Below are 26,143 nucleotides of genomic sequence, written 5' to 3'. Positions count from 1 at the left end.
CCGTCTTGCCCGGCGTTTCCAGCGCCTCGCGCATCAGAAGGGCGATGACGGCGGCGGCTTCCTCGTCATTGCGGCCTTCGATGTGGGTCAGGCCGCTTAAGCCCTCCTCTATGGCGGTTCCCGATCCGGCCTTCAGCGCGGCAATCTGCGTGCGCCAGTCCTTGGTGGCCTCGGCGGGGCGCAAGGCTTCATTGAGGACGCGCCGGCGGGCGTGACGCGCGCGGTCAGCTTCGATCGAAACGGGCCAGGTATGGACGACCTCGCGGCTGACCCGGTGGCGATCCAAAAGGGCCTTCATGGCCCCTTGCGGATGCGAATCGCCCACCTGCGCCCAGACGTCCTCGGCCAGCGACAGGTCGAGACCTGGCAGGACCACGGCCCCTTGCTCAAAACGCGAGGCCAGCCCCATCAGCCGCGCCGTGGCGGGTGTGGTGCCGGTGGTCCCGGCGATAATGACCGGCTGGGTGGGCGGGGTCTTTTCCCATTGATCACCAAGGCGATGAATCAGTGTCACCAGCCTCTGGCTGGGGTCCATCCTGTCGAGTTCAGCCAGACGCTTTGGCCACAGATCGACGGCAATGGCCAGAAAACGCGCCGATACTTGCCAGTGTTCGGCCAGCGCCCCCATACCGTCGTGCAACAGGTCCGGGTCGTGGACAAGACGGTCCAGTCTATCTGCGGCCCTGACCTCTTCCAGAGCCAGTGAATCGAAGAATTTAGCTAGAGAATCAGCCAGTTCCAGTGCCGTTCGCGCGTTGAGCGGCGCATCGCTTTCGTAATGCGCCTTGATCAGCTTCGCCAGTTCGAAGCGCCGCCGCGTCGCAGACAGGGCGGGCGGCAGGTCGAGCCCCAGATGCTCCAGATCAAACGGCGGCTCCCCCTCTTCGAGATCACCCAGCGCCCGTACCTGCGGTAAAAGCAGCGCCTTGGCCCGGCACTGATCGGTAAAGGCGTGCGCCATCTGACGCGCGCCGCGCCGGGTCGGGGTGAGGATCAGAGCGTGCGGCAGGTCGTCACCCAGCGCCTCACACAGTCCGCGTGCCAGATCATCGAGGAAGGGCCGGCCAGACGGAATGGAGTACCAGCGCGGGGCCGGGGTGACGAAGAGGTCGCGGCTTTTCATACCCGTTGCAATCGCGCTTCGGCGGCATCGCGCGCAGCCGGGTCACCGACATGCATCCAGTCGCCATACATCCGCGCCCCGAACAAACGCCCGTCGGCCGCCTTTTGCCGCCAGATGGGCGTCAGGGAAAACGCGTCTTCGGCCACCTCCGCCACTATGTCCGGATGGGTGATGTGCACACCCATATAGTTGAACGGCGCGGACACGGCCTGACCACGGAAGCTCAGACGCTGATCGTCGCCAAGGAAGAAGTCACCCGCCCCATCAAAACCGCTGGAGCGCGCCATGTCGGCCAGCAGCAGCAGGGCGTCCATCGCGTCCGGTTGCCATTGCTTAAGCATATCGGCAATGGCGCGATCATCGCCGCCGTCTTCGATCCACACACTGTCGATATTGGCCACCAGCACCGGATCATCGCCCAGCAGCGGGCGCGCTTTTTTCAGGCCCCCACCGGTTTCCAGCAGCTTCTCGCGCTCATCCGAAATGACGATCTCGACATCGCTGCGGCTTTTGAGGTGGGCCTCCAGCCGGTCGGCAAAATAATGGACATTGACCACACAGCGTTCGACGCCCGCGCTTTTCAGCCGGTCGATCATGTGGTCAATCAGGGTACGCCCACCGACTTCGACCAGTGCCTTGGGCCGGTCATTGGTCAACGGCCGCATCCGCGTGCCCAGCCCTGCCGCCAATACCATGGCTGTTTTGATCTGCGTCATGCGATGCGGCCCCCCAGACCGTTGGACATAAACCAGTTTCGCACCCCGGCCAGTGCAGGTGCATTGAGATTGCGCCCCAGATGTCGCCACATGCGCGGCATGAAGGCCTCATAGCGCGGTTTGTGGTCGCGTGTGACCAACCGGGCGAAGACACCCAGAATACGTGCCTGATTGAGCGCCGCCAGCGCCGTGTAGAGCCGCATAAAGGCCTCGCGGTCCTGTTCGGGACGCAGGCTGAAATAGTGGTCGAGGCAAAGCGCTTCCACCTCTGGTGACACATCGCGGCGGGCGTCCTGCAACAGCGAATGCAGGTCCCACGCCGGATGTGCCTTCAGGCAGTCCTGAAAATCGATCAGACCGACGCGCGCCACGCCTTCGCGACCCCCAAGCCACAGCAGGTTTTCGGCGTGATAGTCGCGGTGGATGAAGACGCTGGCCCCGGCCTCGGCTTCGGCGCGCAACGGGGCCCATAACCCGTCCCAATCGGCACGCGCCTGTTCGGAAAAGTGCAGCGCAGGATCGTACTGCGGCAGCCATTCGACAAACAGGTCGGCCCCTGTTTTCAGCGCCAGCGCGTCATAGGCCAGCAGCGGCCAGTCGCCCATCGTGGCCGGCGGCGGCTCCTCGTGCAGCTTCGCCAGCACGGATACCGCCGACAAATAGAGCGGCGCTTCGTGTTCACCCTCTTCGATCAGGCGGGCAAGCAGGGCATTGCCAAGGTCTTCGTGCAGGATCAGGCCATTGTCCAGATCGCTTTCATAGACGGTCGGTGCGGAAAAGCCCCGCCCGCTCAGATAGGTTGCGGCCCCGACAAAGGCCCTCAGATCACCCGCAGACAGACGAGTCTGTGCAAAATAGCCAAGCCGTTGACGCGCCTCGGTATTGGCGTCCGGCGGGCAGGGCTGCGCCCCTGTGGGCGGCTGATCCATCAGCATCAGCGTCGAGCCGTCTGCTCGCGTCAGGCGCTCATAGCGCCGCGTCGAGGCATCACCGGGCAGCGGGTCACGCCGCGCTTCGGCAAGGCCCAGCTGTTGCAGAAAACGGACGCGGAGGTCTTCACGATTGGACATTCAAAGCTCTTATGGGGCGGGCCGCTCAAGCGTCACGCGACGGCCCGCAGCCTCTTCTTTTAGGCGCACGATCCACGGGGCGTCAAAGCCGAAATGCCCCAATCTTTGCGGCCATTCGATCAGGCAGAGATGCGTGTCTGCCAGCTCAAACAGGCCGATCTCGTGCACCTCTTCCGGGTCGGTCAGGCGATAGAGGTCAAAATGCGCAATGTTGAAGTCGCGGCCTTCATAGGTCTGAACGATCGTAAAGGTCGGCGACGGCACGTCCTCATCGGGCGTAGTCAGCCCCCGGATCAGGCCGCGCGCCAGGGTCGATTTCCCGGCCCCCAGTTCCCCCAGCAGATAGACGACATCCCCGACTTTAAGCTGCGTGGCCAGCCACGCCCCCCAATCGGCGGTGGCGCTATCGTCGGCCAGAAAACAATCGTCGGAAAAGGTCATAGGGCAGGGCGGTCCGGATCGAGCGGGAGTTCCCGTTCGATATAGGTCTTCAACCGCTCACACAACAGGCCGACTTCGCCGCTGAGTTGTTCGGATGTTATGACCGGCCCCAAACTCAGGTCGAACCGTTTGCCGGCCTTGTTCAGAAACTCATGGAACAGGGTGATGTCGCGCAGTTCCTGTGAGACGCGGTTAAAGGCATGAAACCACATCGAATTGGGACCCGAAAGGTGCATGGGCACCACAGGCGCGTCGTATTTCTGTGCCAGCGACAGAGCCGTCGTCTGCCACGGCGGATCACTGAGCTGTCCGTCTGCGCCGCGTCGCGCCAGCCGCCCGGCCGGGAACAACACTACACATTTTTCGCTCTCGAAAGCGGCACGCGCCGCACTCAGCGTGGTGCGGGTCTTTTCGCGCGTGCGCTTGGCCTCCACCCATTCGACCGGGATCAGCGCCTCACCAAAGCGCGGATTGACCCGCAGGGCGTCGGCATTGGCGAAGAAGGTGATGTCGGCGCGCACTTTCCGCAAACAGTCATAGACGGCTATACCATCGGCTATGCCGGTCGGGTGATTGCAGATGACGACGCAGCGCCCCGTGGCCGGAATGCGCTCGACCCCGCGCGCCACGACCTCAAGCGACAGAAGGCGGGAGATATAGTCAAGCGCCTCAGGCCCCGACAGGTCCGCAATGGCTTGCGCCATACGCACGGCCCGTTCGTAGCCCAAAAGGCCGTACAACAGCGGGCGCGCCACGGGCCATACGGCCGATGAGGCCAGATGCGGCGCACGTTCGATAATCAGTTCTTCAACAATGTTACGCGGCGTCGTTAACGCCATCCTGTCCCTCCCCAGTCTTTCGCTATCCTGTTATTCTTGCTAAGGCTCTCTTATGCCCGCTTCGCACACCCCGAACCCAGACCTCAAAAGCGAGGATTCGCGCCGCCCGAAGGCCATGGGCCCCTATCTGTGGCTGTGGTTTGCGGCCCTCACTGGTATCATATTCGGTCTTGTTGCCCTGTCATGGGGCTGAATCTGTTAACCAAACCCTTAACAGATGCCGCATAACGCGCGTATAGTCCTTAGGTTCAAGAGGGGCTGAGCGCCGGATGACCAGAAAGCACATACTTTACGCCATACTGTTCCTGATTACCGGCGCTGTGTTGGGCAGCGTCGCCTACTGGCTGTACTGGGATAATTTTGTGCGCTGGGCACCCGTGACCATCACGCAAAAACAAAAGGATATTCAGGAGCTTCTTGATTCGTCGGGCTATGCCGCGTCGGGCAAGGAGGGGCCGGAAATATGGGTCATCACCTATCGCAACTGCGCGAATTGCAAGGTGTGGGAAGATCAGGAACTGCCGAAGTTCGAAGCCATCTCAGCCGACATCCGCATCGTGCCCTTCGCCCCGATGGACGTCGAAGGCAAGGTGACGACTACCGCCTCGGAACGTTCGACCATTGCCGAACTCTGGCTCAACCGCTCCTATCCGCTGTATAAGCAATGGCGTGCGGCCAATGAAGAGACGTGGCAGCCGACCTTCCGCGCGGCGGACGGTGATCTGGCACGCTCAGCGGTGGTGCAGGCCAGCCGCGACTTTATCGCTAAACTGGAGCCGCTTCTGGGCGATAACGGCGTGCCGATCCGCTACCCGCTGATCATCTGGCGCGATGGCACGCAGCACATCCGCGTCTGCGCCTGTTCGGATGAGCGCATGTACCACTATGTGCGCGACGATCTGCACGCGCCATCAAAGCTCGAAGGCACACAGGCACCGGCTCTGAAAATCGAGGCCCCGGCCACCGCCGCCGCTGAAACCGTGGCCAGCGACAGCGCCACCGGTAATTACGGGCCCGATAGCCGGTAACTTACGCCCCAATGCCGCCCCATTGAATCGGCAGGGTAAAGTCTCATATGATGCGTGAGATATTGTCCGGGAGACTCTTCATGCGTGCGACCCTGATTTCACTGGCCCTGTTGTCCTTCCCGGGCGCGGTTGTGGCGCAGGACGTCATCGACCCGAAGCACAAGCCCAACTTTACCGAGCGCACGGACAAGATGACCCCGGCGCAGCGTGAAGCCGAAATCAAGCGCATCTTTGCCGAATTTGACCGCAATCGCGACGGTTCCATCACCGAAGACGAGGCGCCGCGTTTGCCGCATACGGGCAATGACCCGGAGGCGATAAAGGCCGATGCCAAGTTCTTCATCTCGCTCTATGACGACAACGAAGACCACAAGGTGTCGTTCGACGAATACCGCGCCAAGGCCGCTCTGGCCCTGATCGGGCGGGAAAAAACGACGCAGGCGTCCAAATAAGGACTTTCCTTATCGCCAAAGCCGCGCGGCTGGTCTAAAAACCCACGCATGAGCGAACAGACGGCCCCCTCCGAATCCCCCAAAATGTCCACCTTCGGCTTCCGCGATGTGGAAGCGAAGGAAAAGGTCAATCTGGTCCACGGCGTGTTCAAAAACGTCGCCGCCAAATACGACCTTATGAACGATGTCATGTCGGTGGGTGTCCACCATCTGTGGAAGGACGCGGCCTGCGCCAAGCTCAACCCGCAGCCGGGTGAAGTGATCATCGACTGCGCTGGCGGGACGGGCGACATTGCGCGGCGTCTGGCCAAGCTGGCGCGTGCCGCCAAAGTGCGCCGGGGGGGTCAGGACGCGGAAATCCGCATCATCGACTATAATCAGGCGATGATCGAGGCGGGCATCCAGAAGGGGGCTGAGCCGGAAATTACCTGGTCGGTGGGTGATGCGATGAATCTCGCCATCGCCGACAATAGCGTTGATGCCTACATCATCTCTTTCGGCATCCGTAACGTCGCCGATGTGCAGGTGGCGCTCAATGAGGCCAAGCGCGTGCTGAAACCCGGCGGCCGCTTCTTCTGTCTGGAGTTTTCGCACCCGACGACGGGCCTTGTGGAAAGCAGCTACGAATTCTACGCCTTTAAGATCATCCCTTTCATGGGACAGATGATCGCCAATGACCGCGATTCCTATCAGTATCTGGTCGAAAGCATCAAACGCTTCCCGGATCAGGAGATTTTCCGCGGCATGATGGACAAGGCGGGTTTCCGCCGCACGGGCTATACCAACTTCACCGGCGGGGTGTGCGCCCTGCATTACGGCTGGGCGTAAGCCTTGGCGTCGGTGTTCACTTCGTTTTTCCGCCTGATCAAGGCCGGGTTCGTCCTGATGCGCGAGGATGTGCTGATCCCGCGCGAACTGAGTTCTCAGCTCAATCCGCCGTCGCGTTTTTTTTCGAACTCTTTGCGCTTTGTCTTTGCTCGTCGCGGGCCGCAAGACCGTGTTGGGCTGCGCTATGCCCGTGCCTTTGAAAAGCTGGGCCCGGCCTTTATCAAGCTGGGGCAGGTGCTCTCCACCCGTGGGGACATCTTCGGGGACGCATTTATCCGCGACCTCAGCCACCTGAAAGATCAGTTGCCGCCGTTTGATGCAGCGACGGCGCGGCGTCTGGTCGAAGAGGCGCTGGAAAAGCCGGTCGATGACATCTTCTTTGAATTTGGGGAAGTCATCGGCGCCGCCTCCATCGCGCAGGCGCACCGCGCCATCCTGAAAGACGGGCGGCAGGTGGCGGTCAAGATTCTGCGCCCTGGTATCGAGCAGATCATTGCGGACGACATCGCCATGATGACGCTGGCGGCCAAAATCATCGCCTTTCTGTCGCCCGCCTCGCGGCGTCTGGAGCCCGTAGCCTTTGTCGCCACGGTCGCACAGTCGCTGCTGCTGGAGCTGGACCTGCGGCTTGAGGCTTCGGCGGCGGACGAACTGGGGCAGATCATCAATGCCGAACCCTATATGTCCGTGCCGAAAGTGGTCTGGCACCACGTTGCCAAACGCGTTCTGGTCATCGAATGGGCCAAAGGCATCCCGCTGAGCCGGCCCGAAGCCCTGACCCAGCCGGGCCTTCAGCCGCAGGCCATGGCCGATAACCTCATTCGCGCCTTCCTGTCTCAGGCGCTGAACCACGGCATGTTCCACGCCGACCTGCACGAAGGCAATCTGTTTGCGCAGGCCCCGGATAAGCTGACGGCGATTGATTTCGGCATTGTCGGGCGGCTCAAGCCCAAGGAGCGCCTCTATCTGGCCGAAATGCTGTGGGGCTTCCTGCGCCGCAACTACAAGCGCGTGGCCGAAGTGCATTTCGAAGCGGGCTACGTCCCCAGACACCACGACGTTCAGGCCTTTGCGCAGGCCCTGCGCGCGGTCGGTGAGCCGGTGCTGGGGCGGGCCGCGACCGAGGTGTCGATGGGGCGTCTGCTGACGCAACTGTTTGAGATCACGGCGCAGTTCGATATGCACCTGCGGCCGGAACTGGTCCTGCTACAAAAGACCATGGTCAGTGTTGAAGGTGTGGCGCGGCGCATCTATCCGGAACACGACATCTGGGAAGCCGCCCGGCCGGTGGTGCGCGACTTCATTCAGGCGGAGCTGTCGCCCGTGGCCGAAGCGCGCCGCCTGATCGACAAGCTGGTGCATAAGCTAAAGCTGGATGATGACGATGCGGCGGACCGCGAACGCGAACGGCGGGCGCTCATTTCGCTGCAATCCGAACTGCGCCACAGCCGCACGGTCTCGGCTCTGGCCCTGATCGCCTCGGTGCTGGCGCTGGGTGTTATGGTGTGGATGGCCGTTGTTCATTTCTGACGCGGCCTGACGCACCTATTATTACCCCGCAGAGTTGCCCTCCATAACACCGCTCTCGCAAGGGTTCGGCTTTAGGGTTCCGTTAACCGCTTCTTCCCACCTTTAGATAACTGAAATCCTTTACAAGGGATGATCCGCCACAGGGCGGGTTGTGTTTGGGGTAGGGTAAACCATGCGTACTCTTCGCGCGCGCCTTCAGGGCGTGATGTCTGTGCTGATTATCGGCGCGCTTTTGAGCTGTGGACTGGCGTTTCTGATCGCTCAGGCGGGGCGGCAGGGGCTTCAGACCGTCTATGCTGACCGGGTGATCCCTCTGGAACAGCTCAAGGGCATCAGCGACAACTATGCGGTCCTGATTGTCGATAATGCGCACAAGGTCCGTGCCGGCACAGTCAGCTTTGACGATGGCGTGCGCAATATGGACGATGCCCTGACGCGCTCGGATCAGCTCTTTGACGCCTATATGCTGACGTGGATGGACGCGAACGAAAAAGCCCTCGCACAGGCGGCCAAGGATCAGAAAGAGAAGGCCAAGGCCTCCATAGCGCGCCTACGGGATATCATGCTGCGCAAGGATCAGGCGGCGCTCGAAACCTATGTGTCCAGCGAGCTTTATCCCGCCATCGACCCGGTGACGGCGGCCTTTGATGTGTTGGTGAAGCTACAGGTTGCCGAGGCTAAAAAGTCGTTTGATGTGGCCTCACAAAAACAGACGACCCTTCTGTGGGCACTGGGGGCGGCGTTTCTGGTCAATTTCGCGCTCGGTATCGCCGGCATCTGGATCGTGCGTCATCGGGTCATCGCGCCGATCAACAGCCTGACGGCGGTCATGACCCGTCTGGCGCAGGGCGAATACCAGACCGAGGTTCCAGCGCGCGAGGCGCGCAACGAGATCGGAGAAATGGCGCGCGCCGTTGAGGTGTTCAAATCCAATGGCCTTGAGCGGCAAAGGCTGGAAGCGGCGGAAAAGGCGGCGTTGGCGCAGCGCGAGGCGCGGGCACGTCTGATCGAGGAGCTTGTTCAGCGCTTCGATGTTCATACACGCGAAAGTATCCACTTCGTTTCGACGGCGGCGACCGAGCTTGAAGCGTCAGCCGAAAGCCTGACTTCAGGTGCCGAGGAAACGACCCGTCAGAGCACTGTCGTCTCCTCGGCTTCGGAAGAGGCGTCGATGAACGTGCAGACTGTGGCGGCGGCGACGGAAGAAATGGCCGCGACCGTACAGGAGATCGCCCGGCAGGTTCAGGGATCAGTGCATATCGCTCAAAGCGCCATTGCCGAAGCGCAGCGTTCCTCAGAGGTGGTTCACAAACTGTCAGACGGGGCGCAGCGCATTGGCGATTTCGTCAGCCTGATCACGCAGGTTGCCTCTCAGACCAACCTTCTGGCGTTGAATGCCACAATCGAGGCGGCGCGGGCTGGCGAGGCGGGCCGGGGCTTTGCCGTGGTCGCCAGCGAGGTCAAGACGCTGGCGCAGCAGACCTCAAAAGCATCGGCGGATATCGAAGCCCAGGTGCAGGAGATTCAGGCCATCGTCGGCGAGGCGGTAGCGGCCATTGATCACATCCGCCGCACGGTGGATCAGATGTCCGAAGCCTCCATGGCGATTTCCGCCGCGGTCGATGAGCAGCATGTCACCACGCAGGAAATTGCCCGCAATGTGCAGCAGGCGTCGCAAAGCACGGTCGAGGTGGCACAAAACATGTCAGGCATCTCGCGGGCGACCGAAGAAACCACGGCTGCCGCCACACAGGTGCTCGGCGCCTCAGGAGAACTGTCGCGTCAGGCCGATAGCCTGCGCAAAGACGTCCATGAGTTCATTTCGGGAATCCGGGCCGCCTGAGGCAGCCGCCGACAGTACAGGGGTATTCCATGATCACCATATTCCATCGCCTTGGCGAACGTATCGCGGAAACCCAGCAACGGGCCGATCAGAATGTACCGGATGAGCCGGTGTGGATCGACCTGCTCAATCCCACCGAGGAGGAACTGCGGCATCTGCCGCAAAACCTCAATATCGCCCTGCCGACGCGTGAGGAAACCTGGCGCAACCACGCGCTCAACCGCATGTACACGCGCGATGGTACAGCCTATATGACCGCCGCCGTCATCAGCGACGACCGCGAGGCGCGCGCCTGCGGGACGGTAACCTTTATACTGACGCCGGATTTCCTGATTACGCTGCGTGACATCGATCCGCCGCCCTTTCTGGCGCTTCAGGAACGCCTGCTGCTGATGCCAAAGGCCTTTCCGGACAGCGTGGATGTCCTGACCGGCTTGCTGGAAGCCATTGTGCTGCGTACCGTGGTCCATTCCGATGAGGTGATTACCGGGCTGGACGGCCTGTCTCGGCGCATCTTTTCGCCGCGCGGATTTGAAGGCGAGAAGGGGACGCCCTCGGACATCATGCACGGTGTGCTGCAATCGCTGGGGATGCTGGCCGATCTGAATTCGCGCATCCATGAAAGCATATCGAGCCTTCAGCGCGTGGCGGGGTTTCTGCGCACTCACACGCCCGCCGGTCAATCGGACCACAGCCGCGCTCTGGGCACTCTGCTCAAGGATACGCAGTCCATCGCTGAGCAGACGACCTTCCTGTCGAACAAGATCAGCTTTCAACTTGATGCCGCGCTGGGGATGATCAATGTCGAACAGAACCAGATCGGCAAGATCTTTTCGACCACGGCGGTCTTCTTCCTGCCGCCAGCGCTGGTCGCCGGTATCTATGGCATGAATTTCGACCACATGCCGGAACTGCACTGGGCGCTGGGCTACCCGCTGGCGCTGGGCCTGATGGGGGTGGCTGTGCTGGTGCCTTACTGGGTGTTTAAACGGCGGGGCTGGCTTTAATCCGGTTGGTGTCGGCCAGATAGCCGGAGATCATGCTGGGGTGCATTGGCTTGGCGAACAGATAGCCCTGCGCCATGTCGCAGCCCATGGCCTGAAGCCGGTCAAGCTGTTCGGCGGTTTCGACCCCTTCGATGATCGACTTCAGCCCCATATCGGCGCACAGGCCGGTCATGGAGCGCACCACCTTGCTGGCGCAGTCATTTTCGATGTCGGTGACGAAGCTGCGATCGACCTTGATGCGGTCCAGCGGCAGGCGGTGGACATAGCTCAGTGACGAATAGCCGGTGCCGAAGTCATCCAGCGACAGGTGACAGCCGAGGGTCTTCAGCATCTGCATGGATTGGCGCGCCTTGACGAAGTCGTGGGCCATGGCGGTTTCTGTGATTTCAAAGTCGATGCGTCGGGGGTCAATGCCGGACGCATTGACGATGGCCACCAGCCGAACCACCCCTTCGGCGGCGCAGATGTCATGCGCCGAGAGGTTAAACGACAGGCCGATATCTTCGGGCCAGTTGCGCATTTCGCGCAGCGCCTTTTCCAGCAGCACGCGGGTGACGCCGCCAATCAGGCCGGCGCGCTCGGCCACGGGGATAAACACATCCGGGGCAACCAGACCCAATTGCGGGCTGTACCAGCGGGCCAGAGCCTCAAAAGACAGCACGCGACCGCTTTTCAGATCGACTATGGGCTGGAACAGCTGGATCAACTCCTGTTCGAGATCGGCGGACAGAAGATGGCGCTCGATCTGTGTCTGGGTGCGGATTTCCGCCGCGTGCTTGTCGCTGAACAGAACGGTCTGACCACGCAGATTGCGCTTGGCATAATAAAGCGCATAGTCGGCATTTTCGAACAGGATTTCCGCTGACTGTATAGTCTCACTCCACGTCGCCATGCCGATGGAACAGGCCATGTGGGCGTGCGTGCTGCCGATGGTAAAGGGCAGGCGTACAACATCCGTCAGGTGGCGACCGACTTCGCTTAAGGCCTCGTCGGACATGGCGTCGCGCACGATCAGACCAAACTCATCGCCTCCCAGACGGTAGATGTCCGCCTTGGCGTCGATAAAGCCCAGGCAGGCCTTTTCAAGCCGACGTGCCGTTTCGCTCAACACCCGGTCGCCGGTGGCGTGTCCATAGGTGTCATTGATCGGCTTGAAGCCATCGAGATCAAGCACGCCGACGGACAGGGCCTGCCGCCCGGCCTTCGCTTCGGCAAAGGCCTGTTCCAGATCGTGGAAGAAGCGGCGGCGGTTGGGCAGTTCGGTCAGGGCGTCGAGATTGGCGATGCGGAAGTTTTCGTCCGATAAGGCTTGCGTTTCGGCCTGTTTGGTCATCAGGTCGCGACGCGAACGCACCAGATCGGCAAAGTCGCGATAATGCGTCATCAGAATGGTCAGGATGGCCGCGCTGACCAGCACGATATTCACGGCTATCGCTTTTTCAGTCTGATCACCCCACAAACCGAAGAACAGGATAAAGGGCACATTGACGATCAGCGTCACCAGTATGGCGGCCGATCTCAGATGCATCAGGCAGAAGATACAGCCGACGACGGTGATGCCCATGTAGAAGATCACATGGCCCTGTGCGTGGTCATCGCCATAGGGGTGCAGGCTCAGGCCCCAGCTCATAAACCCGATGGCCAGAAACGCCGCCATCTTGGTGGTGCGGCGAAGCTGAGCGATGGCAAAGTCCGGGGTTACGTTCTGACGACGCTTGCGCCACCAGTGAATCCCGCGCACACCGGCGATCAGGCACAAGGTGCCCGGCAGCCATACCGACAACCACAGGGGCGCGAGGTGGGAAAAGGTATAGCTGACAGCCAGAGAACTGACGATCAGCAGGAAATAGAGCAGGGGCACCTGCCGTGACAAGGCGTGAAACTGCGCCACCGCCAGTTCGGGATCATTGGCGGAGACGCTGAAAAGGGTACGCAGGGTTTTACTAAAAGATGTCACAGCTTTGACCGGGAGGTTGTTACTTACGACCACCTTAAGCCATTTTATCTAAAAAGAATTTAATCGACGCCGGGGTCAAAATTATCGCGGGTTATGGTGCGGCGCTCCGCTTCGATCTGCTTCTGCTTCTGCCAGTAGGCGGCCCCCTCATAGGGGCGGAACAAGGTGCGCGGCGCGCCTTTTTTGGTCATGACGGCAAAGATGTTGCGTCTGGAATCATAAAATAGTGTGTCGCCATTATTGCGAGAAAGGGTTTCGACCCCCTTGGGCGGCGCATGGATAAAACCGTGCACCATACCCAGCCATTCCTCATAGGAGCGCGCGCCGACTTCTGAGCCATGCTTTTCATAATGATAGGTGGCGTTTTCATAGGCGCTGTACTTGCGGTTCGACGACCACAAAGGCCAGTCACCATAACGGGCGGAGGTGATTTCTAACTTCGGCCCGACGGGCAGACGTATGGCGTGGCTGTCTTCGCGCAGGGCCGGGGCTTCGGCTTCGGCCTCAACCGGCGGTGCCTCGGACGGGGTAGCGCGCGGCGCAGGCGCTTCGGCCGGGGCCACCTGTTGCGCCGGAGCCTCGCCCTTGCCATCGGTCAGGACGGCAGACGGACCGGCATCGCAGGCCGTCAGCAGCAGAAGGCCCAGCGCGATCAGAAGTCGTTGTATGACGGTCATCTGTCCCCCATATGTCTTGCCAGACCCTCGCAAAGGCCATTAAAGGCTATCTCATGACTGTTGCAAGCCCACCTCGTATCCTGCTGATCGTCGGCGGCGGTATTGCCGCCTACAAGTCGCTGGAGCTGATCCGTCTCCTCAAAAAGGCGGGGATGGCGGCGCGCGTCGTCCTGACAAAGTCCGCGCAACAGTTTGTCACGCCCCTGAGCGCCGCCGCCCTGTCCGGAGACAAGGTCTATACGGACCTGTTTGACCTGACCGATGAAACCGAAATGGGCCATATCAGCCTGTCGCGTCAGGCCGAACTGGTGGTCGTGGCCCCGGCAACGGCCAATCTGATGGCGTCGCTGGCCAACGGACAGGCCGATGATCTGGCGACCACGCTTTTGCTCGCTACCGACAAGCGCGTCCTGATGGCGCCAGCCATGAATGTACGCATGTGGCACCACCCGGCCACACAACGCAATCTGGCGACCTTGCGCGCCGATGGGGTGTTGTTCAGCGGGCCTGATGAAGGGGATATGGCCTGCGGGGAGTACGGTCTGGGTCGCATGAGTGAGCCTGACGCCATTTTTGCAGCTATTCAGGCCGCGCTGAAGCCGAAGGCGCAACCGTTAAAGGGCCGTCATGTGCTGATTACCGCCGGGCCGACCTTTGAGCCTCTCGACCCCGTGCGCGGCATCACCAACCGCTCCTCCGGCAAGCAGGGCTATGCCATCGCCGCCGCTGCGTCTGAGGCCGGGGCGCGTGTGACGCTGGTTTCCGGCCCGGTCAGTCTGCCGACCCCGACAGGTGTCACCCGTATCGACGTGGAGACGGCGGTTGAGATGCACGATGCGGTGCACGCCGCCCTGCCCGCCGACGTGTTTATCGGTGTGGCGGCTGTCGGCGACTGGCGCGCCAAAGAGATTGCCCGTGACAAGCAGAAGAAGGGCGTGGACGGCGAGTTGACCGTAACGCTGGTCAAAAATCCCGACATTCTGGCCAGTATCGGCCACCACCCGACGCAGCGCCCGACGCTGGTCATCGGCTTTGCGGCCGAAACGCGCAATGTCGAGGTCTATGGCCAGACCAAGCTGCGCACCAAGGGGGCCGACGCCATTCTGGCCAATGACGTGTCGAAGGACGTCTTCGACCGCGACACCACCAACATGATCCTTATCGACGCTTCGGGCCCGACGGCGGGCAAGCACCTGACCAAGGCCGAAGTGGCCGCCGACCTTATCCAGTATCTGACGACAAGGCTGAAATGACCTATACCCCCACCGCCCATATCATCCAGTTGCCGCACGCTGCCGGTCTGGCCCTGCCCGCCTACGAGACGGAAGGCTCGGCGGGTCTCGACCTGCGTGCTGCCATTCCTGAAGGCGAGCTGCTGACGCTCAAGCCGTTAGGGCGAGCGCTGGTGCCCACGGGTCTCAAGGTCGCCGTGCCGTTAGGGTTTGAGGTGCAGGTGCGCCCGCGTTCAGGGCTGGCGCTGAAATTCGGTATTACCTGCCTCAACTCGCCGGGAACGGTGGACTCCGATTATCGCGGTGAGGTCGGGGTCATTCTGGTCAATCTGGGGGCCGAGGATTTCGAAATCCGCCGCGGCGACCGCATTGCGCAGATGGTGGTGGCGCGTCACGCCCGCATCGAATGGGAAGTGGTCGAAAGCCTCGACGATACGGCGCGCGGCGCGGGCGGCTTTGGCTCGACCGGGCGGGGCTGATCTTTTTATTTCACGCAATTGTGCAGGATCGCCGGGTTTACCGGCGCAGCGAAGCACCCCAGACTCGCCCCATACGCGAATCTGGGTGATGAGCCATGACAGAAACCCTCGAACTGTACGGATTGTTGAGCGATCTGGTCGAAGCGGCGCTGAACGGCCTCAATCTGTGGCCGGCGCTGCTGGCGGGCGTCATAGCGGCGCTCCTGATCTGGCTGCCGGTGGCTGCGCGTCTGTTGATCGGGCTGTGCCTGACCCTTGTTTTCAGCAGTCTGTGGCCCCTGCTGTATGGCCTGCCGCCCCTTGCTCCCGACTTTGGTGAGCCGGAATACAGCATCCAGTTTGCGCTGATGGCGCTGGTCGCCATTGGGCCTGTCTGGTTGACCGAAGCGCTGGGTATAAGGCGATTAACTCAGCGAAAGCCCAGAACGTCCTGCATATCGTAAAGACCGGGCGACTGCGGTGCAGCCCACAACGCCGCTTCGACCGCGCCGCGCGCAAACAGGGTGCGGTCGCGCGCCGAATGCGACAGGGTGATCACTTCATCTTCAGAGGCAAACAGTACGCTGTGTTCGCCGATAATGCCGCCGCCGCGAATGACCGAAAATCCGATCGTACCCGGTTCGCGCTGACCCGTCAGGCCATCGCGTGCCGCCACGCGCACATCCTTGAGATCGACCCCGCGCCCTTCGGCGGCGGCGTCGCCCAGCATCAGGGCCGTTCCTGACGGCGCATCGACCTTGCGCTTATGATGGGCTTCCAAGACTTCGATGTCCCAGGCGTCCGGACCCAGCTTGGTCGCGGCCTGCTTCACCAGCCCCATCAGCATATTGACGCCCAGAGAGAAGTTCCCCGAACGCAGCACGATATTGCGGTCGCCATAGGCTTCAAGCGCGGCAATCTGTTCCGGCATGAAGCCGGTCGAACCGATGATATGCGCCAAAGGCTTGCCGCGCCTTTGCCCTTCGGCAGCGCAGGCTTCGGCCAGCGCCAGAGTGGCGGTGGGGGTGGTGAAGTCGATCACCGCATCGGCCTGCGACAGGTCGATGGCGTCGCCCTTGTCAAAGGTGGTGGTGACGATCAGTTCGCGCTCATTCAGGACACGGATAACCGCCTGACCCATGCGACCCCTGGCTCCGGCAACGGCAAAACGAATCTGGGTCATGTGGCCTCCTCGCGGTAAGAAAAGCACCTCCCCTGATATCAGGGGAGGGTGGCGCGAAGCGCCGGGTGGGGTTAAGCGCGTGGTTTAACCCCCCTCCGCCGATTCCGGCGGTGTCCCCCCTGATATCAGGGGGGAGGCTACAGGGTTTGGTTTATGCGGTTCCCGTGATGTCGTCCCAGAATCGCTTGGCCTTATGCATAAAGCCTTGCGACTGCGTGTAGGACTGCGCCTCGGCGATCTCAGCAAATTCCTTCATCAGTTCCTTCTGGCGGGCGCTGAGATGCTTTGGCGTTTCGACGAACAGTTCGACCAGCAGGTCGCCGCGATGCTTGGAATTGAGCACCGGCATCCCCTTGCCCTTGATCTTGACCTTGTGGCCGGTCTGCGCGCCTTCGGGGATGGCGACCTCCAGCTTGCAGGTGCCGTCGCAGCCTTCGCCCCCCATCAGGCACGGCACCTCGACCTCACCGCCCAGAACGGCGGTCGGCATGGGCACGGGGATCTGACAGTGCAGATCGGCACCATCTCGCTCGAAAATCTCGTGCTCGGCCACCGACAGGAAGATGTAGAGGTCGCCGCGCGGCCCGCCATTGGCCCCGGCCTGACCCTCACCGGACAGACGGATGCGCGCACCATCATCGACCCCGGCCGGGATGCGCACGTTCAGCTTGCGATTGGCGCGCACCTGACCATGGCCGTGGCAGTTGGTGCAGGGTTCCTTGATCACCTGACCCTGACCGTTGCAGGTCGGGCAGGTGCGCTCCACGGCGAAGAAGCCGTTGGAGGTACGCACACGCCCTGCGCCACCGCAGGTGTGGCAGGTGACCGGCTTGGTGCCCGCCTTGGCCCCTGAGCCCTTACAGACTTCGCAGGTCAGGGTCGTCGGCACGTTCAGTTCGACATCCGCGCCCTTATAGGCCTGTTCCAGCGTAATTTCGTAATCATAGCGCACATCGGGGCCGCGTTGCGGGCCTGAGCGGCGGCCACCGCCCCCGCCACCAAAGATGTCGCCGAACATTTCGGAGAAGATGTCTTCGACATTGCCGAAGCCCTGTCCGCCAAAGCCGCCCTGACCACCAAAGCCGCCACCACCCTGTCCATTGACACCGGCGTGTCCGAAGCGGTCATAGGCCGCGCGCTTGTTGGCGTCGGACAGCACCGAATAGGCTTCGTTGACTTCCTTGAAGCGCGCCTCGGCCTGATCATCACCCTGATTGCGGTCAGGGTGATGCTCCATCGCCTTCTTGCGGAAGGCCGATTTCAGCGTCGCGTCATCCGCATCGCGGGCCACGCCCAGAATTTCGTAATAATCACGCGCCATTATAAACAGCAGTCCCGCTTAGAGCTTTTGAACACAGGCCGACAATACAGCAGCCGGTGCTCAGAACACCCGCTACATCCCCTGTTCACGCTTTCCGACTCCAGTCGAAAATCCGGAAAAGGGAACGAATTGAAAATCCACACGCGCATCGGGTGAGTGTCCCGATGGACAGCCCTCAGAGACGCCTGCGTCGCTAAGGGAGACATAAGTTGGGGGAGCCCAACCGAGATCAGACTCCCCCTTTTGACCTGTCAAAGCGCTGGCTTACGCGCTCTTCTTGCCGTCGCCATCGACTTCTTCGAACTCGGCATCGACGACGCCGTCATCGGCCTGAGCCTCTTCACCGGCTTCGCCCGCGCCCTGAGCGGCGTACATGGCTTCACCCAGCTTCATCGAGGCGGTCAGAAGCGCCTGATGCTTGGCCTTGATGTCTTCGACGTCTTCACCGTCCTTGGCCGTCTTCAGATCGGCCAGAGCGGTTTCGATGGCGGTCTTGTCTTCGGCGGCGACCTTCGAACCGAAGTCCTTGAGGGCCTTTTCCGTCGAGTGGACCAGAGCATCGGCCTGATTGCGGGCCTCGATCAGCGCCTTGCGCTTTTCGTCTTCGGCCTTGTTGGCCTCGGCCTGCTTGATCATATCCTCAATGTCCGAGTCGCTCAGGCCGCCATTGGCCTGAATACGGATCGAGTGCTCCTTGTTGGTCGCCTTGTCCTTGGCATTGACGTTGACGATACCGTTGGCGTCGATGTCGAAGGTGACTTCGATCTGCGGTACGCCACGCGGTGCGGGCGGGATGCCGACGAGGTCGAACTGACCCAGCAGCTTGTTGTCCGCAGCCATCGGACGCTCGCCCTGGAAGACGCGAATGGTCACGGCCGACTGATTGTCGTCGGCGGTCGAGAAGGTCTGCGACTTCTTGGTCGGGATGGTGGTGTTGCGCTCGATCAGCGGGGTGAACACGCCACCGAGCGTCTCGATACCGAGCGTCAGCGGCGTCACGTCGAGCAGCAGCACGTCCTTGACGTCGCCTTGCAGCACGCCGGCCTGAATGGCGGCACCCAGAGCCACGACTTCGTCCGGGTTCACACCCTTGTGCGGTTCGCGGCCGAAGAAGGCCTTAACGGCTTCAACGACCTTGGGCATACGGGTCATGCCGCCGACGAGGACGACTTCGTCGATGTCCGAAGCCTTCAGACCGGCATCCTTCAGCGCCTGCTGGCAGGGAGCGATGGTCTTCTGGATCAGGTCCTCAACAAGGCTTTCCAGCTTGGCGCGGGTCAGCTTGAGGTTCAGGTGCAGCGGGCCCGATGCGTTCATCGAGATGAAGGGCAGGTTCAGGTCGTACTGAGCGACCGTCGAAAGCTCCTTCTTGGCCTTTTCGGCCTCTTCCTTGAGGCGTTGCAGAGCCAGCTTGTCGGAACGCAGATCGACGCCGTTTTCCTTCTTGAACTCATCAGCGAGGTAATCGACGACGCACATGTCGAAGTCTTCACCCCCCAGGAACGTATCGCCGTTGGTGGACTTCACCTCAAAAACGCCGTCACCGATTTCGAGCACCGAGACGTCGAACGTACCGCCACCGAGGTCATAGACGGCGATCTTCTTGCCGTCGTTCTTGTCGAGGCCGTAGGCCAGAGCCGCGGCGGTCGGCTCGTTGATGATGCGCAGGACTTCGAGACCGGCGATCTTACCCGCGTCCTTGGTGGCCTGACGCTGGGCGTCGTTGAAGTAGGCCGGAACCGTGATGACGGCCTGAGTGACGGTTTCACCCAGATAGGCTTCGGCGTCTTCTTTCAGCTTTTGCAGGATGAAGGCCGAGATTTGCTGCGGCGAATAGTCCTTGCCGTGGGCCTTGACCCAGGCATCGCCGTTCGGGCCCTTGGAGATTTCGTAGGGCACCATGCCCTTGTCCTTCTGGACCATCGGGTCGTTATAGGTGCGGCCGATCAGGCGCTTGATGGCGAAGAAGGTATTGGAGGGGTTGGTAACCGCCTGACGCTTGGCGGGCTGCCCGATCAGGCGCTCCGAGTCGTCCACGATGGCGACCACCGACGGCGTGGTGCGAACGCCTTCGGCGTTTTCGATGACCTTCGGGTTCTTGCCGTCCATAACGGCGACGCACGAATTGGTCGTACCAAGGTCGATACCGATGATTTTAGCCATGAGTCCAGATTTACTCCGTTTAAGGCAATGGGCTTTCGAGGCCTTTTGAAGCTAAGCACCCCGCTTGTCCATCCCCGGTGAGATGAAATTTACTGATTTTCAGGACGGCCCGTGATTTCGGCAGCCCCAAATCTGCAACCGATATAAGGGGCGCGTTTCGACCTGCAAGAGGGACACCTGCAATGCTGGCATTATTTTTAGGGTTTTTCAGAACCCGGTCATAAGGGCGGTTCGTATTGCAGTGGCCCGCATCCTGTTGTTAGGTAGGGCATACAAAGACAGATGCCGGGAGACTTGCCAATGACCACGAACAACCTGCCCCTGACGCGACCCGAAGGTAGCGAGGCGAAAGATTTTCACGTCAGCCGTCGCGGCATAGCCGGGCTGTTTTTTGCGGGTTATGCGCTGGGGGCGGGAGCCGCCGCGGCGCAATCGCCGATCACGACCCCTTCGGCCGGTCTCATCGCCAAAGACCTCACGGTGCCGACCGATAGCGATTACGCCATCCCGGCCTATATCGCCTTGCCCGAAGACGCCAAACGCCGCCCGGTGGTGCTGGTCGTACCGGAAATCTTCGGCCTGCACGACTATCTGCGCGATGTCTGCCGCCGGCTGGCGCATCAGGGCTATGTGGCCCTGACCTTCGATCCTTTTGCGCGTAAGGGCAATGCGGCGGCGTTGAAAGACACGGCTGAAATCCGCAAGCTGGTCGAAACCGCGACCAATGAACAGGTGATGGGTGACCTGAAAACCCTGATCGCCTGGCTGAAAACCAACCCCGATGTCGGTCAGTCAAAGGGTGTGTTCGGCAAGACGAAGTTCGCCAATACCTCGCGCATCGGCATTACCGGTTTCTGCTGGGGCGGGGCCGTCACATGGATGGCGGCGTCTTCCATCCCCGACATCAAGGCGGGCGTGGCGTGGTACGGGCGTCTGGAGCGTCCGGCGGCAACCGATTTTTTGGGTAAGGAAGACCGCCAGTGGCCGATCGACCGCGCGGCCGACCTGCGCCGCCCGGTGCTGGGCCTCTATGCCGGGCAGGATGGCGGCATCTCGCTGGACAGCGTTGAGCGTATGAACGCCGCGCTGAAAGCCTCGGGCAAGACCCCCAGCCATATCGAGGTCTATAAGGACGCCAAGCACGGCTTCCACGCCGACTACCGCGCCCTCTATAACGAAAAGGCGGCCAAGGAAGGCTGGGCCGAACTGCTTAAGTGGTTTGAGACGTATCTGTAGCTGCGACAATACCTCCCCGCACGCGGGGAGGTATCTTGCCCGGTTTTAAGCCTGCGTATTGACCGTGCCGCCGGAAGCGCTGTCGCCGCCATTATAGGCACCGTTGGCGGCGCTGGCCGTCTTGGCCGCCGTCACGACCATGGCCGGGCGGATGGTGCGGCCAAACAGCTCATAGCCCGCCTGCATCACCATCAGCACGCTGCCGCCCTCGACCTCGGTGGAGGGTTGCTCCATCACGGCCTGATGGAAGTTCGGGTCGAACTTGTCACCTTTAAGCGGCGCGATCTTCTTTACGCCGTTCTTTTCAAACGCCCCGGCCAGTTCCTTTTCCGTCATCTCGATACCGGAGACGAAGTTTTTGAACGCCGGGTCTTCGATCTGTGCCGGGACGGCCTGAAGCGCGCGTTGCAGCACGTCGGCGACGCCCAGAAGGTCGCGCGAAAAGCGCTGAATGGCATAGGCGCGTGCGTCGTTCATTTCGCGCTCGGCGCGGCGCTTGACGTTTTCGGCCTCGGCGGCGTAACGCAGCGCCTGTTCCTTGAGTGCTGTGTTTTCGGCCTGAAGCTGCTCCAGCGCGGCGTTCAGCGTGTCAATGGCGTCATTGGCGAACGGGGCGTCTTGTTGTTCAGTGTGTTCTTCGCTCATTACTCTTCAGACTCTGTGAGTTAGGACCGTTCCTGCTCCAGCAGGCGGCCGAGGATTTTCGCGGTGTAGTCCACAAGTGGGATGATGCGCGCATAATTCAACCGGGCGGGCCCGATGACGCCGATGGCGCCGACGACCTTTTGCGGTTGCCCAGTCTTGGGACCGCCCAGCATGTAGGGCGCTGCAATAACAGCCGAACCGGACAAAGAAAACAGTTTCGATTCCGATCCGATGAAAATTCTTACCCCCTGCGCCGAACGCACATTGTCGAGCAGGTTGATCAGCTCTTCCTTTTCCTCCAGATCCTCGAACAGGGCGCGCACGCGCTCAAGGTCTTCGAGCGCCGAAGCCTCCAGCAGATTGGCCTGCCCGCGCACGATCAGCGCGCGCCGATCACTCTGATTTCCGGTTTCCCCGCCGGCCCAGGCGGCCAGTCCGCGCGCGATCAGACCGGTCGCCGCCTCATTGAGTTGCTGACGCTCGGCCTCAAGCTCGGCGCGCAGGTCGCGCCCGGCCTCACTCAGTGTGCGACCCCTCAGACGCGTACTGAGATAGTTGGAGGCCTCGATCAGATCGGCAGGCGTCACACCGGCATCCAGCGCCATCAGGCGGTTTTCGACCCGCCCGTCGTCAAAAACCAGCACCGCCAGCGCCTGATCCGGGGCCAGCTTGACAAATTCGACGTGGCGCACCCCGGCCTCAAACGAAGGCGTCATCACCACACCCGCCCCGCCAGCAAGCCCTGACAGCAGGTTGGAGGCTTCGCGCAGCGCGCTGTCGAAGGTCATGCCTCTGGCCGTCAGGCGGGCTTCGATTTCGCGCTTGGCGTCCTGCGCCACATCGCCAACCTCCAGCAGACCATCGACGAACAGGCGCAGGCCCTGATGCGTCGGCATCCGCCCGGCGGAAATATGCGGCGCGCTGAGCAGGCCCAGCTCGGCCAGATCGGACAGGGTGTTGCGGATTGACGCCGGGGACAGGGCGATTCCGCCCTTCGACAGGGTGCGCGAGCCCACCGGCTCACCGGTTTCCAGATAGGCCTCCACCACGTGACGGAATACCTCACGCGCCCGCGCGTCCAGTTCGGTCAGCGAGGCCGTGCCACTCATCAGGGTCGAGAGCGATGTCTTCATGGCTTAAGGATATAGAAGCCTTTGGGCGCTTGTGAAGAGGCTTCGCAAGGCCCAGCCGCATTTGCCGCCAAATTGCCACGATTGCAGGGCTCCATCGGGGCAACTGAACGGGGAGCGTTTAATGTATAAATCAATCTGTATCGCGGCTGCGATGGCGCTGCTTGTGGCGGGGACGGTGCAGGCCGAAGAGGTAGTAACCCTGACCAAGCCCCCCGTGTTCAAAACCCGCACGGACACCGCGGCGACCGAAATCCCCAGCACCTATAAGCCCAAACCAAAGGCCAGAACCAGCGATTTTGAGCCCCTGCGTGGCCCGTGGCGCATTACCAAATCGCTGAAAAACAAGGGTAAGGAGCCCGTCGATGAGAACGGCAATACCTATGCCTGCGTCGATAAGGAATGCAAGGTGTCGCGCAAGGTCGATGAAAAGCGGGACTAAGCGATAAACCAACTTTCAAAACGCTGCCGGGGCTGATAGGCACGTCCGCACATAATGGAGGTCCCCGCCATGTCGCAATTCGACGCCCTGAATGCCTTGAAAACCTTTCGTCCGTCCAACCGTCAGGCGGATCAGTTGCGCAAGGTGACGCTGGAAACGGGCGTGACGCGCTATGCCGAAGGCTCGTGCCTGATCACGGTCGGCCACACCAAGGTGCTGGCCACGGCGTCGGTGGAGCAGGGCGTGCCGCCGTTCCTGAAAGGCAAGGGGCAGGGCTGGGTGACGGCGGAATACGGCATGTTGCCGCGTTCGACCCACACCCGTTCGCGCCGCGAAGCCGCCGCGGGCAAACAGTCAGGCCGCACACAGGAAATTCAGCGCCTGATCGGGCGCTCTTTACGCGCTGTGGTCGATCTCAAGGCGCTGGGTGAACGTCAGATTACGCTGGATTGCGATGTGATTCAGGCCGATGGCGGCACGCGCTGCGCCTCGATCACGGCGGCCTGGGTGGCCCTGTCTCTGGCCTGCGACAAGCTGCTGGAGCAGAAACTGATTTCCGCCAATCCGATCATTGATCAGGTCGCCGCCGTGTCGTGCGGTGTCTATGAGAACGTGCCGGTGCTCGATCTCGACTATGATGAAGACTCGACGGCGGAAACGGACTCGAATTTTGTGCTGACCGGTTCGGGCCATATCGTCGAAATTCAGGCCACCGGTGAAAAGCGCGGCTTCTCACGCGATGAATTCAACACCCTGTTCGATCTGGCCACCCAAGGGGCGGCGGAACTGTTTGCCCTGCAACGCACGGCGGCGGGGAAGTAAGACCTATTCCTCGTCCTTGATGACCAGCAGATCGCCGGGCGTGCAGTTGAGCGCCCGGCACAACGACTCCAGCGTGCGCAGCCGCACGGCCACGGCCTTCTGATCGCGCAGTAATTCCAGATGCCGCACAGCGATCCCGGTCCGGTCGGACAGTTCGACCAGAGACAAACGTCGCCGCGCCAGTTGTTCATTCAGACAGATCGTTACGCTCATATGGTCAGATTGGCTTCGGCCCTGAGCCGCGCCCCTTCCTTAAACACTTCGGCCAGCACGAAGACGACCAGCACCGAAAACCACGCCGTCACCGCCCGCATCCCATAAACCGGCTCCACCGGCATTTTCAGTATGGCTTCAGCTAGAGCGCGCGAGGCGTAGGAATAAAGCTCCACCCCGGCCAATCCGAAGCCGATCCAGCGCAGGCGCAGCGTATTGTCCGGGTGGAAGACATCGCCCTCGGCCAGGGTGCGGAACACCTGCCGTGTCCAGCGCATGATCAGCAGATAGCCCGACAGTGACACGGCAAAGGCCAGCATTAGCACCGCCTGCTGCGTGCCGTTAATCTGCGCCACCATCTTCATGCGCGCCATCACTTCGGCGGCGAGCGTTGGCACCGACAACAGGCACAGGGCGGCGATCCCCACGGCCACGATCATGGCGAACAGGCCGTAATAGACGACATCAAGGGCCGTCTTGAGCAGGCTGGAAATCGAACGGGGGCCTAAGAAACGCATGAGCTACCCTGTGCCGCGGAATGAAAACGATCTCTGCCACAAAAAACCGTCATCGCCAAATTACGGCTTTTTCATTGCGCGCGGCATAGGCTACACAGTCCGCAAACGGAGACACTTCATGTCGATTGCGCTTGTTGCCGGTCAGAAACTGATTGCCGCCACCCATAATCCGGGCAAGGCGCGCGAAATCGACAGCCTGCTCAATGGGCGGTTTGAGATTGTCTCGGCGGGCAGTCTGGGCCTGCCGGAGCCGGATGAGACGGAAAACAGCTTTGTTGGCAATGCTATCCTCAAGGCCCGTCATGCGGCCATGGCAGCGGGCCTGCCGGCTCTGGCCGACGATTCCGGCCTGAGCATCGCGGCGTTAAACGGTGATCCGGGGATTTACAGTGCCCGATGGGCGGGGCCGCAGAAGGATTTTCCGCGCGCCATGGAAATCATCCATCACAAGATGATTCAGGCGGAGGTGCATAATCCCGACACCTACTCCACACGGGCGTGGTTTACCTCGGCTCTGGCCGTCGCCTGGCCCGAAGGCCATGCAGTCGTCTTTGAAGGCGTGGTGCATGGCGACATCGTCGCGCCGCGCGGTGACAAGGGGTTCGGTTACGACCCCATCTTTCAGCCGGATGGCTATGAGATCACCTATGCCGAGATGGACGAAACGCTGAAGGACAGCCTCAGCCACCGCCATCTGGCCTTTGAACAGTTGAAGGCATGGCTGTTCTGAACCCGGCCCCTGTCGCCCTCTATATCCACTGGCCCTACTGTTCGCGCATCTGTCCCTACTGCGATTTTAATGTGACGCGCGACCGCGGTCAGACCGATACGCAGCAGGCCCTGTTTGAGGCCATTCGCGCCGATCTGAGGACGCAGGCGTCATGGCTGGGGCCGCGCCGTCTGGCCTCGGTGTTTTTTGGCGGCGGCACGCCGTCGCTGATGAAACCCGACTGGGTGGCGGCTTTGATCGCCGAGGCCAAGACCCTGTTTCCGGTCGCGGGCGATATCGAAATCACGCTGGAGGCCAATCCGACCGATGCGGAAATCGCCCGCTATCGCGCCTTTCAGGCGGCGGGTATCAATCGCCTGTCGATCGGGATTCAGTCGCTGGATGACGCGGCGCTGCGCTTTCTGGGGCGCAACCATTCGGCGCGGGAAGCGCTTACGGGGCTAGAGACCGCCTTGTCTGTCTTTGAGCGGGTGTCGCTGGACCTGATCTATGCCCTGCCGGAGCAAAGCCTAGAAAACTGGGAAGATGAGCTGCGGCGG

28 protein-coding genes and 1 pseudogene are annotated in these 26,143 nt (G+C 61.4%); 15 read left to right on the top strand and 14 right to left on the bottom strand.

The window, feature by feature from the left end; translation table 11 throughout:
• The 5 genes and pseudogenes from Q0072_RS03825 to Q0072_RS03805 form a co-directional block, all read right to left on the bottom strand.
• Positions 1-1,123: pseudogene (locus Q0072_RS03825) on the bottom strand (double-strand break repair protein AddB); the annotation flags it as partial.
• The gene (gene murU / locus Q0072_RS03820; RefSeq protein ID WP_298325972.1) at positions 1,120-1,839 is read right to left on the bottom strand and encodes an N-acetylmuramate alpha-1-phosphate uridylyltransferase MurU; all 720 of its coding nucleotides are present in this window, start codon (positions 1,837-1,839) and stop codon (positions 1,120-1,122) included. The gene murU and the pseudogene Q0072_RS03825, both read right to left, overlap by 4 nt.
• Positions 1,836-2,909 (bottom strand): N-acetylmuramate/N-acetylglucosamine kinase AmgK, encoded by a 1,074-nt coding sequence (gene amgK / locus Q0072_RS03815; RefSeq protein ID WP_298325969.1) that lies wholly within the window; start codon positions 2,907-2,909, stop codon positions 1,836-1,838. Before amgK ends, murU begins: the two co-directional genes overlap by 4 nt.
• A gap of 9 nt (positions 2,910-2,918) precedes the next feature.
• A complete protein-coding gene (gene tsaE / locus Q0072_RS03810; protein WP_298325966.1) occupies positions 2,919-3,350 on the bottom strand; it encodes a tRNA (adenosine(37)-N6)-threonylcarbamoyltransferase complex ATPase subunit type 1 TsaE in 432 nt (143 codons plus the stop codon).
• Positions 3,347-4,189 carry a 1-acyl-sn-glycerol-3-phosphate acyltransferase gene (locus Q0072_RS03805; protein WP_298325963.1) on the bottom strand — a complete coding sequence of 281 codons (843 nt, stop codon included), beginning with the start codon at positions 4,187-4,189 and terminating at the stop codon, positions 3,347-3,349. The genes tsaE and Q0072_RS03805 overlap by 4 nt, the downstream gene beginning before the upstream one ends.
• A gap of 52 nt (positions 4,190-4,241) precedes the next feature.
• Between Q0072_RS03805 and Q0072_RS03800 the strand changes: the two genes are divergently transcribed.
• The 7 genes from Q0072_RS03800 to Q0072_RS03770 all read left to right on the top strand — a co-directional run bounded on the left by Q0072_RS03800 (position 4,242) and on the right by Q0072_RS03770 (position 10,877).
• Positions 4,242-4,382 carry a hypothetical protein gene (locus Q0072_RS03800; protein WP_298325960.1) on the top strand — a complete coding sequence of 47 codons (141 nt, stop codon included), beginning with the start codon at positions 4,242-4,244 and terminating at the stop codon, positions 4,380-4,382.
• Between the two features lie 76 nt (positions 4,383-4,458).
• Positions 4,459-5,217, top strand: a complete 759-nt coding sequence (locus Q0072_RS03795; protein ID WP_298325957.1) for a hypothetical protein — start codon at positions 4,459-4,461, stop codon at positions 5,215-5,217.
• Between the two features lie 80 nt (positions 5,218-5,297).
• On the top strand, positions 5,298-5,669 hold the full coding sequence (locus Q0072_RS03790) for an EF-hand domain-containing protein (RefSeq protein WP_298325954.1): 372 nt from the start codon (positions 5,298-5,300) through the stop codon (positions 5,667-5,669).
• A gap of 84 nt (positions 5,670-5,753) precedes the next feature.
• Complete coding sequence (locus tag Q0072_RS03785) at positions 5,754-6,497, top strand: class I SAM-dependent methyltransferase (protein ID WP_298325976.1); 744 nt, start codon at positions 5,754-5,756, stop codon at positions 6,495-6,497.
• A 12-nt stretch (positions 6,498-6,509) separates the two neighbouring features.
• Positions 6,510-8,027 carry a 2-polyprenylphenol 6-hydroxylase gene (gene ubiB / locus Q0072_RS03780; protein WP_298325974.1) on the top strand — a complete coding sequence of 506 codons (1,518 nt, stop codon included), beginning with the start codon at positions 6,510-6,512 and terminating at the stop codon, positions 8,025-8,027.
• Between the two features lie 172 nt (positions 8,028-8,199).
• Positions 8,200-9,870 carry a methyl-accepting chemotaxis protein gene (locus Q0072_RS03775; RefSeq protein WP_298325951.1) on the top strand — a complete coding sequence of 557 codons (1,671 nt, stop codon included), beginning with the start codon at positions 8,200-8,202 and terminating at the stop codon, positions 9,868-9,870.
• A 29-nt stretch (positions 9,871-9,899) separates the two neighbouring features.
• Positions 9,900-10,877 (top strand): magnesium transporter CorA family protein, encoded by a 978-nt coding sequence (locus Q0072_RS03770; protein WP_298325947.1) that lies wholly within the window; start codon positions 9,900-9,902, stop codon positions 10,875-10,877.
• Here the strand turns inward: Q0072_RS03770 and Q0072_RS03765 are convergent.
• Together Q0072_RS03765 and Q0072_RS03760 are read right to left on the bottom strand one after the other, a co-directional pair.
• Positions 10,855-12,834, bottom strand: a complete 1,980-nt coding sequence (locus Q0072_RS03765) for an EAL domain-containing protein (protein ID WP_298325944.1) — start codon at positions 12,832-12,834, stop codon at positions 10,855-10,857. The genes Q0072_RS03770 and Q0072_RS03765 overlap by 23 nt on opposite strands.
• Positions 12,835-12,893: 59 nt before the next feature.
• Positions 12,894-13,511 (bottom strand): hypothetical protein, encoded by a 618-nt coding sequence (locus tag Q0072_RS03760; RefSeq protein WP_298325941.1) that lies wholly within the window; start codon positions 13,509-13,511, stop codon positions 12,894-12,896.
• A 53-nt stretch (positions 13,512-13,564) separates the two neighbouring features.
• Here Q0072_RS03760 and coaBC point away from each other — a divergent pair, with 53 nt between their 5' ends.
• The 3 genes from coaBC to Q0072_RS03745 all read left to right on the top strand — a co-directional run bounded on the left by coaBC (position 13,565) and on the right by Q0072_RS03745 (position 15,665).
• Complete coding sequence (coaBC, locus tag Q0072_RS03755; protein ID WP_298325938.1) at positions 13,565-14,764, top strand: bifunctional phosphopantothenoylcysteine decarboxylase/phosphopantothenate--cysteine ligase CoaBC; 1,200 nt, start codon at positions 13,565-13,567, stop codon at positions 14,762-14,764.
• Complete coding sequence (gene dut, locus Q0072_RS03750; RefSeq protein ID WP_298325934.1) at positions 14,761-15,222, top strand: dUTP diphosphatase; 462 nt, start codon at positions 14,761-14,763, stop codon at positions 15,220-15,222. The genes coaBC and dut overlap by 4 nt, the downstream gene beginning before the upstream one ends.
• A 95-nt stretch (positions 15,223-15,317) precedes the next feature.
• Positions 15,318-15,665 (top strand): hypothetical protein, encoded by a 348-nt coding sequence (locus tag Q0072_RS03745; protein ID WP_298325930.1) that lies wholly within the window; start codon positions 15,318-15,320, stop codon positions 15,663-15,665.
• Here the strand turns inward: Q0072_RS03745 and dapB are convergent.
• From dapB to dnaK, 3 genes are all read right to left on the bottom strand, one after another.
• On the bottom strand, positions 15,632-16,384 hold the full coding sequence (dapB, locus tag Q0072_RS03740) for a 4-hydroxy-tetrahydrodipicolinate reductase (protein ID WP_298325927.1): 753 nt from the start codon (positions 16,382-16,384) through the stop codon (positions 15,632-15,634). The two genes, Q0072_RS03745 and dapB, sit on opposite strands and share 34 nt — an antisense overlap.
• A 151-nt stretch (positions 16,385-16,535) precedes the next feature.
• Positions 16,536-17,705, bottom strand: coding sequence for a molecular chaperone DnaJ (gene dnaJ / locus Q0072_RS03735; protein WP_298325924.1), 1,170 nt, complete (start codon positions 17,703-17,705; stop codon positions 16,536-16,538).
• A gap of 264 nt (positions 17,706-17,969) precedes the next feature.
• A complete protein-coding gene (gene dnaK / locus Q0072_RS03730; RefSeq protein WP_298325921.1) occupies positions 17,970-19,868 on the bottom strand; it encodes a molecular chaperone DnaK in 1,899 nt (632 codons plus the stop codon).
• A gap of 300 nt (positions 19,869-20,168) precedes the next feature.
• Here dnaK and Q0072_RS03725 point away from each other — a divergent pair, with 300 nt between their 5' ends.
• Positions 20,169-21,104 (top strand): dienelactone hydrolase family protein, encoded by a 936-nt coding sequence (locus Q0072_RS03725; RefSeq protein ID WP_298325918.1) that lies wholly within the window; start codon positions 20,169-20,171, stop codon positions 21,102-21,104.
• 45 nt (positions 21,105-21,149) lie between these two features.
• On the opposite strand, the gene grpE is transcribed toward Q0072_RS03725, so the two are convergent.
• Positions 21,150-21,749, bottom strand: a complete 600-nt coding sequence (gene grpE, locus Q0072_RS03720) for a nucleotide exchange factor GrpE (RefSeq protein ID WP_298325916.1) — start codon at positions 21,747-21,749, stop codon at positions 21,150-21,152.
• A gap of 20 nt (positions 21,750-21,769) precedes the next feature.
• Positions 21,770-22,882, bottom strand: a complete 1,113-nt coding sequence (gene hrcA, locus Q0072_RS03715) for a heat-inducible transcriptional repressor HrcA (RefSeq protein ID WP_298325914.1) — start codon at positions 22,880-22,882, stop codon at positions 21,770-21,772.
• 121 nt (positions 22,883-23,003) lie between these two features.
• Between hrcA and Q0072_RS03710 the strand changes: the two genes are divergently transcribed.
• Entirely contained in the window at positions 23,004-23,321 is a 318-nt protein-coding gene (locus Q0072_RS03710) for a hypothetical protein (RefSeq protein WP_298325912.1), read from the top strand.
• 69 nt (positions 23,322-23,390) lie between these two features.
• Positions 23,391-24,143, top strand: coding sequence for a ribonuclease PH (gene rph / locus Q0072_RS03705; protein WP_298325909.1), 753 nt, complete (start codon positions 23,391-23,393; stop codon positions 24,141-24,143).
• 3 nt (positions 24,144-24,146) lie between these two features.
• On the opposite strand, the gene Q0072_RS03700 is transcribed toward rph, so the two are convergent.
• On the bottom strand, positions 24,147-24,356 hold the full coding sequence (locus tag Q0072_RS03700; protein ID WP_298325906.1) for a helix-turn-helix domain-containing protein: 210 nt from the start codon (positions 24,354-24,356) through the stop codon (positions 24,147-24,149).
• Positions 24,353-24,874, bottom strand: a complete 522-nt coding sequence (locus tag Q0072_RS03695) for a DUF2975 domain-containing protein (protein ID WP_290793682.1) — start codon at positions 24,872-24,874, stop codon at positions 24,353-24,355. Before Q0072_RS03695 ends, Q0072_RS03700 begins: the two co-directional genes overlap by 4 nt.
• Positions 24,875-24,992: 118 nt before the next feature.
• Here Q0072_RS03695 and Q0072_RS03690 point away from each other — a divergent pair, with 118 nt between their 5' ends.
• Both Q0072_RS03690 and Q0072_RS03685 read left to right on the top strand, forming a co-directional pair.
• Positions 24,993-25,604 (top strand): non-canonical purine NTP pyrophosphatase, encoded by a 612-nt coding sequence (locus Q0072_RS03690; protein WP_298325899.1) that lies wholly within the window; start codon positions 24,993-24,995, stop codon positions 25,602-25,604.
• The coding region (locus Q0072_RS03685; protein WP_298325895.1) for a radical SAM protein at positions 25,592-26,143 on the top strand (552 nt) is incomplete at its 3' end. The genes Q0072_RS03690 and Q0072_RS03685, both read left to right, overlap by 13 nt.

Origin of the sequence: Asticcacaulis sp., assembly GCF_027484505.1 — a bacterium.
GTDB lineage: Bacteria > Pseudomonadota > Alphaproteobacteria > Caulobacterales > Caulobacteraceae > Asticcacaulis.
The sequence above is the reverse complement of the archived record's forward strand: the minus strand, read 5'-3'. Positions and strand labels throughout refer to the sequence as shown.